This is a genomic window from Pseudomonas sp. JS3066 (assembly GCF_036328175.1).
Taxonomy (GTDB): domain Bacteria; phylum Pseudomonadota; class Gammaproteobacteria; order Pseudomonadales; family Pseudomonadaceae; genus Metapseudomonas.
The window spans coordinates 2,450,104-2,462,286 of sequence record NZ_CP143312.1; the positions used below are offsets into that span (position 1 = coordinate 2,450,104).

At 58.4% G+C, this 12,183-nt stretch carries 11 protein-coding genes; 4 read left to right on the plus strand and 7 right to left on the minus strand.

Annotated features, from left to right (window positions below):
- Positions 1-486: 486 nt before the first annotated feature.
- A complete protein-coding gene (locus SA496_RS11480; protein WP_120651121.1) occupies positions 487-912 on the plus strand; it encodes a potassium channel family protein in 426 nt (141 codons plus the stop codon).
- A gap of 333 nt (positions 913-1,245) precedes the next feature.
- Here SA496_RS11480 and SA496_RS11485 read toward each other — a convergent pair whose 3' ends face one another.
- From SA496_RS11485 to SA496_RS11500, 4 genes are all read right to left on the minus strand, one after another.
- A complete protein-coding gene (locus SA496_RS11485; protein WP_330115441.1) occupies positions 1,246-2,610 on the minus strand; it encodes an MBL fold metallo-hydrolase in 1,365 nt (454 codons plus the stop codon).
- A gap of 279 nt (positions 2,611-2,889) precedes the next feature.
- Positions 2,890-3,618 (minus strand): phosphoribosyltransferase, encoded by a 729-nt coding sequence (locus SA496_RS11490; RefSeq protein ID WP_330115442.1) that lies wholly within the window; start codon positions 3,616-3,618, stop codon positions 2,890-2,892.
- Positions 3,619-3,652: 34 nt separating this feature from the next.
- Positions 3,653-3,859 carry a hypothetical protein gene (locus SA496_RS11495; protein WP_162945814.1) on the minus strand — a complete coding sequence of 69 codons (207 nt, stop codon included), beginning with the start codon at positions 3,857-3,859 and terminating at the stop codon, positions 3,653-3,655.
- Between the two features lie 124 nt (positions 3,860-3,983).
- On the minus strand, positions 3,984-4,901 hold the full coding sequence (locus SA496_RS11500; protein WP_330115443.1) for a universal stress protein: 918 nt from the start codon (positions 4,899-4,901) through the stop codon (positions 3,984-3,986).
- Positions 4,902-5,234: 333 nt separating this feature from the next.
- On the opposite strand from SA496_RS11500, the gene fnr reads away from it, so the two are divergent.
- Positions 5,235-5,987, plus strand: a complete 753-nt coding sequence (gene fnr / locus SA496_RS11505; RefSeq protein ID WP_330115444.1) for a fumarate/nitrate reduction transcriptional regulator Fnr — start codon at positions 5,235-5,237, stop codon at positions 5,985-5,987.
- Positions 5,988-6,229: 242 nt separating this feature from the next.
- Here the strand turns inward: fnr and SA496_RS11510 are convergent, their stop codons facing one another.
- From SA496_RS11510 to SA496_RS11515, 3 genes are all read right to left on the minus strand, one after another.
- Positions 6,230-7,072 carry an iron-sulfur cluster-binding protein gene (locus SA496_RS11510; RefSeq protein ID WP_330115445.1) on the minus strand — a complete coding sequence of 281 codons (843 nt, stop codon included), beginning with the start codon at positions 7,070-7,072 and terminating at the stop codon, positions 6,230-6,232.
- Entirely contained in the window at positions 7,069-7,428 is a 360-nt protein-coding gene (locus SA496_RS29200; protein WP_442965080.1) for a 4Fe-4S dicluster domain-containing protein, read from the minus strand. The genes SA496_RS11510 and SA496_RS29200 overlap by 4 nt, the downstream gene beginning before the upstream one ends.
- 83 nt (positions 7,429-7,511) lie before the next feature.
- The gene (locus SA496_RS11515) at positions 7,512-7,919 is read right to left on the minus strand and encodes a hypothetical protein (RefSeq protein WP_330115446.1); all 408 of its coding nucleotides are present in this window, start codon (positions 7,917-7,919) and stop codon (positions 7,512-7,514) included.
- 582 nt (positions 7,920-8,501) lie between these two features.
- On the opposite strand from SA496_RS11515, the gene SA496_RS11520 reads away from it, so the two are divergent.
- Positions 8,502-10,568 (plus strand): multicopper oxidase family protein, encoded by a 2,067-nt coding sequence (locus SA496_RS11520; RefSeq protein ID WP_153919970.1) that lies wholly within the window; start codon positions 8,502-8,504, stop codon positions 10,566-10,568.
- Between the two features lie 229 nt (positions 10,569-10,797).
- Complete coding sequence (locus SA496_RS11525) at positions 10,798-12,051, plus strand: sensor histidine kinase (protein ID WP_120651112.1); 1,254 nt, start codon at positions 10,798-10,800, stop codon at positions 12,049-12,051.
- Positions 12,052-12,183 lie beyond the last annotated feature (132 nt).

The following is a 12,183-nucleotide window of genomic DNA, read 5'->3' on the forward strand; positions in this document are numbered from 1 at the left end:
AAGAGCCTGGGCCGAAGCCCTTTACCGGCTCGGCCTTGTTCATGGTCAGACTCTCAGTCTTTGGGATCGCGAACGAGGCTGGCGACTGGTATCCAGCAGTCGTCACGATCTACCCATTGCCCAGAATCACTTGGAGCGCCAGTTCGTCTCGGATCGCGCCAATCGGCACTGGATTTCTGACATGGCCTACGTGCAGGCTGGGCAAGGCTGGTTGTTTACAGCCGTCGTCCTCAATCTCAATTCACGCGCCGTCGTCGGTTGGGCGATGTCGCCACTCGACGCAGGGATATCTAAGCCCGTTGGAATTTGAGCTGCGCTATTCGAGCAATGGCGCTTAACTTCCAGTTCAGCAGTTCTGGGACAGACCATACCTCGCAATGTTATTTTCAATGGCGAAGTGGCTTGACCTGCTGATGTTTTTGCTAGCCGGACGTCCGGCCCCAGACGTCATCAGAAGCCATCAAACTTGGTGGCCGGTAAACAATAATGACCTTGGCAATATTGGTTAATATTCTAGTGGTATTGATGGCTGTGATAATTCATTACGAGTTCCTTCTCCGCCTGAATCTTCTCATGCCAAAACTCAAGATATGGCATAGGTCAAGGATAATATTTGGAGTACTAGGAGCCCTCGTTGCGCATGCCGTCGAAGTATGGATATTCGCAATTTCCTATTTCCTGATGATTCGGGCCGAGGGCTGGGGCACCTTGACAGGGCGTTTCGACGGCAGCCTTCTGGATTGTGTTTATTTCTCGTTCACGACATTCACAACCATAGGATTCGGTGACATCGAACCTGTTGGAAGTCTGAGGTACCTGACAGGTCTTGAGGCGCTAACTGGCCTTGTTCTTATTACTTGGACAGCATCTTTCCTGTTTATTGAAATGCAGAAATACTGGAAATCCAATTAAGCGATCTATCATCCCGCAGGGTTTCTGGCTGGAGATACCTTGGGTCAGCGTGTATAGGCTTCTTGATAAATTGCACGGATTGGCCCTCGTTCTCCAGGAACGAATAGACCGAGGATAGGTGGTCCTACACACTCGGCTCCACATGCTGCTCCAGGTTTGTTGTTTGTCTTGAAAGCTCAGCCTGGCGAGCAAACCGGTCAGGTACCCACATGCGGCCGATCCTGGCGCCCTCCCCTTGGCAAAAAGACGCCCACTCCCGCCTTTACACTACTGCATGTCTATACCACGCAAGACTCGTATCGATGGCCATGCAGGTGGCGCAAGCCCCGGTCCTCACTCTTTCTTGAGCACTACCTGGTCCCGATGTTCCGGCACCGAGACCGACCAGCCCAGCTCAACGCTGATCCGTCGTCGTAAAACGTCTGCCGCCATGGGCTCACCATGCACCACATAGGTGTGCTTGGGCGGAACTTTGAATCCCCGTAGCCACTGCATGATTTCGTCCGCGTCAGCATGCGCGGAGAGATTTTCCATTTGCACGACTTCGGCCCGAATCGGTACCTCCTGACCATGTATGCGCACGGTCTCGGCACCACTGATAATCAGCGAGCCCCGCGTGCCACCGGCCTGGAACCCTGAGAACAGCAAAGTGTTACGCGGATTGGGTGCCAGGGACTTGAGGTGATACAGCACACGCCCACCGGTCGCCATACCGCTCGCGGCAATGATCACCGCAGGCTTGCGCAATTCGTCCAGCGCCTTGGAGTCTTCCACAGACCGCACGGTTTGAGCCACCTTGCAGGTTTCCTCGCACTCCCTAGCGGTCAGCCGGTGCTCGCTGCGGAATCGGTGGTAGAGCGTGGTGGCATCGGTCGCCATTGGGCTGTTGAGATAGATCGGCAAATCAGGGATGAGCTTCTGCTCCTTGAGTCTATACAGGTGGTACATCAGCAGCTGTGCTCGACCCACTGCAAAGGACGGGACCAGCGTGATTCCTTGGCGCATCGCGGTTCGATTGATGACATCTGCCAGTCGCGTCTCGACAGACTCTGGCGGGTGCTTGCGATCACCATAGGTCGACTCCACGAGCAGGTAGTCAGTCTGGTCGATGGTTTCAGGTGCCGGCATGAGCGGGTCATGTAACCGTCCCAGATCGCCGGAACACACCAGCTTGTCGCCGTCGACCTCCAGCTCCACGGTCGCCGCTCCCAGAATGTGTCCGGCAGAACGCAGCAACAAGCGCATTCCGGGCATGATGCTCTGCGGATGGTGCAGTTCTATGGGGTGAAACAACTTGATTGCGCGCTCGGCATCCGCCTCGGTATAGAGCGGTTTCGCCGGATGGTGTTTGGAATAGCCCCGCCGGTTGGCGTATTCGGCCTCCTCCTCCTGGAGCCGGCCGCTGTCCAGGAGCAGGATACGAGCGAGCTCGCACGTGGCTGGCGTCGCATAAACAGGTCCCCGATACCCCTCCCGCACCAGTACCGGCAAGTAACCGCTGTGGTCGAGATGAGCGTGGGTGAGAACAATTGCGCCCAGGTCTTCGAACGACACTGGGAACGGGTCCCAGTTGCGCAGGCGCAGTTGCTTGTACCCCTGAAACAATCCGCAATCGATCAGCACACGCCTATGCTCGTCCTCGACGAGGTATTTGCTGCCAGTCACGGTGCCGGCAGCTCCCAGGAATGTCAGTCGCATCGAGTTCTCCCCTCGGGCGTGGCCCAAAAGTCGATGGATCATGATCAAAGGGTTTAGCAGTCCTGCGGCTTCAGCGCACACGTCCGGCACTGGGCGCCCCATTGCATCGGTTCACTCAGGTGCGCCTCGAACAGGTGCGTAGCCGCGGGAATAACTTCCAGTTGTAGTTCGCTAGCCAACGCGTTTTGCCCGAGCACAGACAGGTCATGCACGAACACCACAAGATCCTTTGCTCGCGTCGGTAGCAGGAAGTCTCCGACTAGCTGCACATCCGGCGGGTCAATGACCAGATGTTGAGGTCGGAGCCTCGGTCACCTCCCAGGGCTCAGTTGACCCTTGCTGCTTGCGTTGCCACGCGCGTTGCAGCAGATCGATCACCTCTCGATCCGTGATCTGTGCGAAATCCACATACCAGCGACCAATCGCCGTGAACCAGTCGGGCGTGAAGGGGCAGACCACTTCGTCCACCTCGTTTCGCAATTCGGCAATCGTGTCGTTTGGCGCCACGGGTACGGCGATGACAATTCGTGCCGCCCCTTGGCTGCGCACTGCTCGTACAGCCGCCCGCATGGTGGCGCCAGTAGCCAGCCCGTCATCCACCAGAATCACCTGCTGGTTACGCAGGTCCGGCAAGGGATGATCGCCGCGATAGATCCGCTCCCGACGTTGCAACTCTTGTAGCTCTCGCTGCGCAACTTCATCCAACGTGGCTTCATCTACGCCGTGTATCTTCACCACATCACGATTGAGAACGCGCACACCTCCGCTGGCGATGGCACCCATGGCCAGTTCGTCATGGAAAGGAAGACCCAGCTTGCGCACCGGCATTAGATCCAGGCGCAATTCCAAGGCTGTCGCGATCTCGTAGGCCACCGGAACGCCGCCACGTGGAAGGGCGAGAACAATGGCGTCAGATCGATGCCTGTATGGGATCAACATTGGCACGAGCGCCTGGCCAGCGGCCAGACGGTCGTGAATTGGGATATGTATCGAACCGGAGAATTTCATCTGGCTGCCTTCGAAACGTCCCTGGTTGCTGGTTCTAAATCGATCTGCGCTTCTTCGTAGCTTTTCGGCCGGATTGGGTTTCCAGTGCCGCAGAGCCCGACGTGTCAGGCGTGCGAATCAGTTGGAAGAAGAGCAGATTCAGGCGTTCGGCCAGGGCTTTGAACCAGCGACCAGTCGAAGAGCGCTTTATCTCATTTGGCTTGTCATCGGGCGCGGAAGCACTTTTGTTTGAAATTGCCATAATGCTGGGCTCCTCGTGGTTTCCATCTTCATATTCAATTGGTGCGGACTTCCTTCTCGGGATGGGACGCACTCTGAACTGTCTTGTAGTCATTACAGCCAGGGAAAGCCTCGGCATTCCCGAATCAGGTTTCTGCGTCGCTGTCTTTGGGCCGGATGGCCAGGACGCTCCCGGAAAGCCGATAGAGGACGGTTTCGGTCGTGCTGCCGATAAACTTGTCCAGGACCTTTCGGTGAATGCGCCCCATGACCACGACATCGGCTTGTGTTTCTTCTGCGAACTTGGTGATTCCCGTGACCGGTTGACCAACTATGAAGTGACGTCGCTCCGCTGGGACGCCATGCCGTTCGGCCAGGTCGACGAAGGACTGATGCAACGCGCTACGCATCTCCTCGACAACGTCCGCCCAGCCAGCAACCGTTTCGCCGGAACCTGTCATGTAGGCCGGAATGTTGTTGTACACATACAACAGTTGGAACTCGGCGCCGCATTGCGTGGCCAGGCCGGCGCCGGCCGTGATGATCTGATCGTTGAGGCCGGAGTACTGGGCCTCGGGATCGGTCGGGTCGACCGCTGCCACGACCACCTGTAGCCTCGGATGGCGGGCGTCATTCACCAGATGGAGCGGCACAGGGCATTCGCGCAACAGGTGCCAGTCCAGAGGCGTTACGAATGCACGTTTGAGCACTGGCTCGCGTTGAATGTCCTTCACCAGCATATCCGGCTGGATCTCTTGCACGTGGCGAATGATCTCCTCATGCAGGTTCTCGGCCCAGACCACAGAGCAAGTGGCGTGGATGCCTTTATCTCTGAGGATTTCGATTTCCTTTCCCCAGCGTCGACGCTGCTCGTTGAGCACGCTTTGGCGTATCTGCTCCCTGAGTTCAATTGCCAATAATGGAAAGGTCATGAAGGGCTCGACCAGAACCGAAATATGGAGCGCAGCACCGCTAGCCATCGCGAGCGATACCGCTCTCTGGAACGCCGCGGATTGACGTTGCTCTGCATGGCCGACCAGCAGAATTCTTCGCATTTGGCTCATGGCCCACCTCCGCCTGACGGATGCTTCATCTGGTTTGGATTCCCTGCTTGGTCTACAGCCATCTCGAGACCCAAGGCTAAGTGCATCGTGCGACAGGGAAGAACGAGCGAATTGATGTCCGTCAATTTTGTCGGCGTCGGCAGGTCCCCATCGACAACCTTTGGCGACGAAGCTTACGAAGTCGCCAATCATTCAGAAAAAATCAAAGCTGACAGGGCGTTACTGCGAGCAAATGCTTGCATCGGCCCACATGTAACTATTCCGACGAGCTGCCGATCCCACAGGAAATCGCTCTCCTAGACTTAATTGTCTGGCACCAGAAAGGTATATCCGATGGCAGACAATCCGCTCAGCAGGCCCGTGTCATTGCCGCGGCCAGCGCACGTTACCTGCCATGATTGCTCGCTAAGCCACTTGTGCCTTCCGGACAGCCTTCACGAGGCGGAAATCAGCCGCCTTGAGGGAATTATCAAGCGCAGCCGACCGCTACGTAAGCACGAGTACTTGATTCGCGCAGGCGACCCGGTAGAGAACCTGTACGCCTTGCGCTCCGGCGCGATCAAGACTTACCTGCTAAGTCCGGACGGTGTCGATCAGATCACCGGCTTCCATTTACCGGGCGAGCTGATTGGCCTCGACGCCATCGGTGAGGACAGTTACCCCAGTTATTCTGTTGCCCTGGACACCTCGATGGTGTGTGCCATTCCGTTGCATCAGCTCGAAGAGCTGTCCGGCCTGATTCCAGGGCTGCGCAAACAGCTGCTTCACAGCATGAGCCGGGAGATCCAGGCCGATCATGAACGCCAGTGCCACACGCGGGAAAGCGCAGAGCAGCGCCTGGCGGCCTTCCTGCTCAATCTCTCGGCCCGTTACAGTAAACGCGGGCTATCTGCATCGAACTTCGTCCTGCCCATGAGCCGCAGCGAAATCGGCAACTACCTGGGCATGACCACAGAGACGGTCAGTCGCCTGTTTACCCGCTTTCGTGACCTGAACCTGATTGATACCTCCGGCCGCGAACTGCGCCTGCTTGATATCCAGGCACTGTGCCAGCAGAACCAACCCCCCAACGCAGGCCACCTCTAGCGACGGCAGTGATCGCCGACTCAAGCCACAGGCGGGCGTACTCGGCGACTGAAACGATATGTTCGCTCAGGGCAGTGCTCCCTGCATCAGTTCGCGACAGATCCACAACTGAGGCCACTTTGCGTGGAAGCCGAAGCTCTCCCGTGCTGAGCCGGTGCAGTGGCATCGAGCACGCAGCAGCCGCCATTCCAGTGGTGTGATTTTGGCCGTCGCCACCGGATGCTCCAGCCACTGGATGCACTTCAGGAGTACCAGTACCCCCCCGAGGATGCATGTGGCTCGCAGATTTCAATCTGGTGTCGATAATGGTCGTAACGGTAGACCGGGCCATCCACGCAAACGTGGGACGTGCCGAAATGGCAGTGTCCGCACAGGCCAATCCCGCATGGCATGCGACGCTCGACAAACAGCCAGATATTGTTTGGTTGGATTCCCTTGGTCGTGCACATTCGCGCCAGTGTTCGCATGAACGCTTCGGGGCCGGAGCAAAGCACCGTGTCTGGCCGTTCGCTGTCGAGCACTCGCCCCATTTGCAGAAGCGGCGCCCCATGAAGCCGCAATGCCGATACGTCTTCGCCAGAGGTTGCCATTACCTGGAAGTACTCATTCCAGCCTTCCTGTGCAGCACTCAGGGTCCGGGATTGGTGACCGTCGGTGACATGCAGCAGGTTCAGATTGACTGGAAGATGCCAGTCACGGGCCTCTTTGATGAACGTGGTCAGGTGAATGAGCCCACAATCGGCGGCCACGGCCAGCACTTTGTGTCGGCCGATAAGCAGTGGCCAGCCTTTCCCATAGGGCCCGCGATAACCCAGTATCGCCCCGGGCGCCTGCGCAAAAAGTGCCGACGTCAGAATTCCGCGACGATGAATCAGCGCTTGAAAATTGCCTGCCACGTCAGGCAAATCGAGGTAACTGAATGGCGCTTCCCCCAGCCCGGGAACACTGAGCATGAAAAATTGCCCGGGAATGACATCCCGGTCGCAATCCATTGGCTGTTCGATGACAAAATCGAATACTCGCGCGCCTTCGCCATCCGACTGGGAGCCGGATAGCCACAGCGTCCGGGGTGCCGGGATTTTCATGGCCTGGTGATCCGACGCAACAGCTGTCGCGCGCCCACGGCATGCGCTTCTGGCTCACTGCAGCGAACGCGGCCGACGCACCCATCGCTATCAAATCGAGCTTTGACGTCGCTTCCGGAGTTGTGCAACCAAAGGTGCTGCACTCGCCGACTTGGGGGGCAGGGACTCTGCCCACCCGCTTCCAGCGGGAAACCCCTGGCGAGGCAGGAGTCGCAGACCCGCTCGCGTTCATCCTGCGCATCGAGTTGTTGCCAGCGCACCTCGCCCAGTTCGCCCAGACTGGCCTCATATTGCTGCCGCCCATCTTCCAACTGGGATTGCAGTACTTCGGGGTGTTCCATCCTGAATGTACCCATCTCACCTCCCTACGCTCTTGTCAGTGAGCGCCTCGCCGACCGAGGCTAACCCACGAAGCGTTTCGAGCCCTGCAAGTCCTGCGTCACTGGCCCATCGACATTTTCATCATGTGCGACTGCTGATCCATCATCTTCATCATCATGTCCATCATTCTCATACCCGCATCATTATTCCCGTTCATACCCATGTGCATGCCCTTGCCTTTGCAGTTCATCTGCATCATGGCCATGCCCTCTTTCATCGCCACCATGCCTTCCTGCATGGCCACCTGGCGTTCGGCCGGGGTTTTGGCAATGGCGATCTTGTCGTGGGCAGCCTGCATTTTTCGCATCTGGTCGGCCATGGCCTGATCGTGCATGGGCAGTGACGGACTATCAGCTTGCGCAGGTGCGCCAGGCGGTTGCTGCGGGGCGGGCTCTTCAGCGGCCAGGACGATCAGTGGGGTGCAGATAAGAAGCGCAGCGATCAGCGACTTGGAATGCGTATTCATGGATATCTCCGAATAGCGATGGACTTCCCGGACGCGCCGTGAGGGCGTAACCGGACAGGGCAGCTGGAAACTCCAATTACCGTTTAGTCGCTCAAGTGAACAGCGACCTGACCGGTAGAAAGTGGTTGCTATCCGAGCCTTGGAGTTGCCTTGGCTGAAGCGTTCGTTTTCAAGTTGCCGCGTAAAACATTGCTTGTACTGATCCATATCAAACAAGGGGTTCGGAACGGCCGCTTGACTGGGACGGTCCTGCAGTCACAGCGCCCCGGTCGAGTTGACTGACATACCACTTAGCGAACTGCTGAACAGTCTGGCGTTCGTCACTCAAGGGCTTGCCGCACTCGCTACTCCGCTCCCATCAGGTCCGAGTCACCGTATTGGCCTGCCTCCCCCTGCCGCTGCACATATCTGTCTCCCGATACCGGTCGTTCCCCTGGCAGCACCGCTCATGCGCGCAATTGCATCCTGCAACTTCGACGATTGATTTAGATCAATTCGAACCATCCGTGCAGGTCGCACAAGAGATCAACCCTTCCTCCAGCTGATTGCGGATAAGGGCCCTACCAGTCTCTCGTCCCTTGCATGGGGGAATTCGACATGTTCACGAGACGCCAGCTCCTGCAGTACAGTGCGTTCGCCGCAGGCGCCTACCTGCTTCCCAGCCATCCCTTTCTACGCCAGGCCCAGGCGGTCGCGCTCCTTTCGAATGTCGGTTCATTGAGTGATCCAGCACTGCAGCCGAAGTTCGTCGAGCTTGCACCCAACGCGCTGGACCCGGCTTTCCTGTTCAAGGACCTCAACAGCGACGGCCATCCAAGCAAACTCCCGAATTTCAACATTCGCCTGAGTGAAACCGAGCAACAGACAGGGCTTGTCAACCCGAAGAACCAGAAGAGGCTGTGGACCCGAGTCTGGGGCTACGGCAACAAGACCGTGAGCTGGCCGGGCCAGACCATCCAGGTTGTCAGCAGTTCGGCCGGCGGAGCCGACGAAACCATCGTGCGCTGGCGGAACGAACTGTTGAGCAGGCAGCACCTCCTTCCCCTCGACACCAACTTGCACTGGTGCTACTCGCTGCACGGTGAGCACTCGGCCAACGGCGTGGACTACCGGAATTTCAGCATCAGGGAGAATGGGGTACCGATCAGCACTCACCTCCATGGCGGGAACAGCGATTTCCAGTTCGACGGAAATCCCGAGTTCTTCTACAGCCCCTATGCCAAGGTCAGGGGACCTCAGTGGGACTTCGTTGATGGCGGCTTCACCGACCGCTTCCGCTACAACAACGGTGTGCCAGCCAACCACCTCTGGTATCACGACCACGCCTTGGGCATTACCCGGCTCAACGTCTATGCCGGCCTCGCAGGTCAGTACTTCGTCCGCGACGAGTTCGATACCGGGCTGGCGGGCAACCCACTGAACTTACCCGCCTATCCTTACGAGCTGGCCTATCTCATCCAGGACCGGATGTTCACCGAGAAGGGCGCGTTGTTCTATCCGGCCTTTCCTGGCGATCCCGCCTACGCCGACTTCATCACCGGCGAAGGCGCGATCCTTCCTCCCGACCTCTTCCCCAACGGTGGCCCGACCGCGCTGGCCGAGTTCTTCGGCGATCACATCGTCGTCAACGGCAAGATCTGGCCCAAGGCCAATGTCGAGCCGCGTCACTATCGCGTGCGCCTGGTGAATGCCTGCGACTCGCGGTTCATGGTGCTCCAGTTCGTGGCCGTCGCTCCGCTCGTCACGGATCCCAAGCACTCGAGCGCTGGCGCACCGCTGCCCTTCTGGGTCATCGGCAGCGACCAGGGACTTGGCACGCCGCGCCAGACTGACACCCTGGTATTCGAGCCAGGCGGACGCTACGACGTCGTCATCGACTTCTCTCAGGTCCCCGCCGGTAGCCGCGTCATCATGAAAAACCTCGGGGGTGATACGCCGTTTGGCGGTGCTTTCGGTGAAGACCTTGCCCCGGAAGACCTGTTCGACGATCGCCAAACCGACCGGATCATGGCCTTCGATGTGGTCAAGCCGAAGTCCGCCGTGCCCGACAACTTCAGCCCCGAAAGCCTTCCCAGCTATGCGGGCGTATCCGGCGATGCCTCGACCCGCAGGGTCGCGCTCTTCGAGGGCATGGATCAATTCGGGCGACTCCAGCCTCTGCTGGGCACTGTCAAGGATGGCAACCTCAACACCACAAACGTCGCCACCGCTTACGCGTGGTTCCAGCCGACCACCGAGACGCCCGGCGCGGACACCACGGAGATATGGGAGATTTACAACTTCACCGCCGACGCCCACCCGGTCCACCTGCATCTGGTGAACTTCGAGATCCTCGACCGCCAGGTATTCGAGTACCAGGTCACAGGTTCGCAGATGACCCATCAGCACGACGGCATGACCGGCGAGGCCCCAGAAATTTCCTTCGTCGGGAATTTCTCCCCCGCGCCCGTCGGAACGGAGTACTTCGAGGCGGCCCCCAGGGACATGGTCATGGCGTTGCCGGGAAACCCGGAGCCCGAGTCCGGCAATCCCACGGGCCAGATGGTCAGGATAAAAGCCCACTTCAACAAGTCGGGACAATATGTATGGCACTGCCACATCCTCTCGCATGAGGACCACGAGATGATGCGGATATTCCAGGTGGGTTGAACGAGTCGGTAGCTGGACGATCCCGCAGACCCCAGCCATCCCTGCGACTGTCGATGGACCTTCGGACGCAGGGAACCTGGAGCAATCGAAGCAAGCGGTCTCGCCAGCGACCGTTGATCCTGCGGGGGTAGCTCTGCGTCGCTTGGCGCATGCTCGCCACTCAGTGTCTCCGCCGCCCAGCCTAAAATTTCCAACACAACCATAACGGGTCGTTGCTTGGTGGCAGCCGATGAAGAACCATAATTCGATACGTGGCCGCATGGTCGCCGCCTTTGTGCTGTTAGCGGCGATCATCGGTGGAGTGTTCGCCGGCTCAGCTTTCTTCGTGATCGAGGAGATCGAGAAGCAACTGATCGATAAGCGTCTGGTTCGTGTATCCGAACTCTGGACTTCAGGCTTAAGCAGCACAACGCAGCTGCAGACGAGCGACCTGAGTTTCTTCGTCGGCCAGCAGTTGCCTAAGACATTGCAGGGATTGGGCCCTGGGACGCATGAATTGCGTCTGAGTGGTCGGACGTTGCACGTATTGATTGGCGAGGCGGACGGCCAGCGCTACGCCGTAGTGGATGACCAAAGCGACTTCGAAGCAATTGAAGACCGTACCTATATTGCCTTGAGCCTGGCGTTTCTTGGCGGCCTCGTATTGGCACTACTAGTTGGACGGGCCAGCGCAAGCCGGGTGATTCTGCCCCTGACTGAGCTGGCCTCTGCAGTTCAGGATGAGCAGCGAGAGGAAAAGCTTCCCGGGCTCGATGCAGCCGACGAGATCGGCGTATTGGCCCGTGCAATCGAGGATCGTACTAACCAACTTAGCCGAGCCCTCCAGCGCGAGCGTTGGTTCACAGCCGACGTCAGTCATGAATTGCGCAATCCGCTGACGATCTTGCTCGGCGCCGCAGAAGTTTTGGCGCGGCGTTTGAAGGACTATCCCAAACTGCTGACCATGACCGAGCGTATTCGGCATAACGCTGCGGACATCTCCCAACAGATGAGCGCCTTGTTGGAGCTGGCGCGGGTGCCGGAGAATGCTCACCCATTCCGTGTAGCCTTGCGTCCGCTGATTGAGCAGGAACTGCAACGCTGCCAACTGCTGCAGGGAAAGTCCTTGGCGATCGAGTTTATCTCGAGTGAAGACGTGATGGTCCCCGCCATTCCGGAGCTGGTTGCCATCGCGGTAAGCCACCTTCTACGTAATGCCAGCTTGCATACTAGAAAAGGCGTAATAACGGTCCGGCTGAATTCCAGTGGCATCGTGATTGAGGGCCGTGGAACGGGAGGCCCTGATGCCATTGAGAAACATACGGCCGATCGACTTCCCCCTGACCTCGACGCGACTGGTTTGAGCTTGTCTATCGTCAAGCGCGTGGCCGACCACCTGGGATGGTCGGTGCACTACACATCCGCGTCGGCGGAAGTTAGCCGATACTTCCTGGCGTTCGACCTTAAGCGCAGCCAAGTGTTGCCGATGGCGTGCGCAGGTTGACAGCTCGGGCACACGTCCGGCGACTCTGATCCATCACAAGGGGCCGCTGTCGACCATGACCTCCCAGTCCAGGGAAGAGCCGGACACCCCTACCCTGGCGCTTGGTCGACCTGGAGGCTGGCTTTCCTTCAA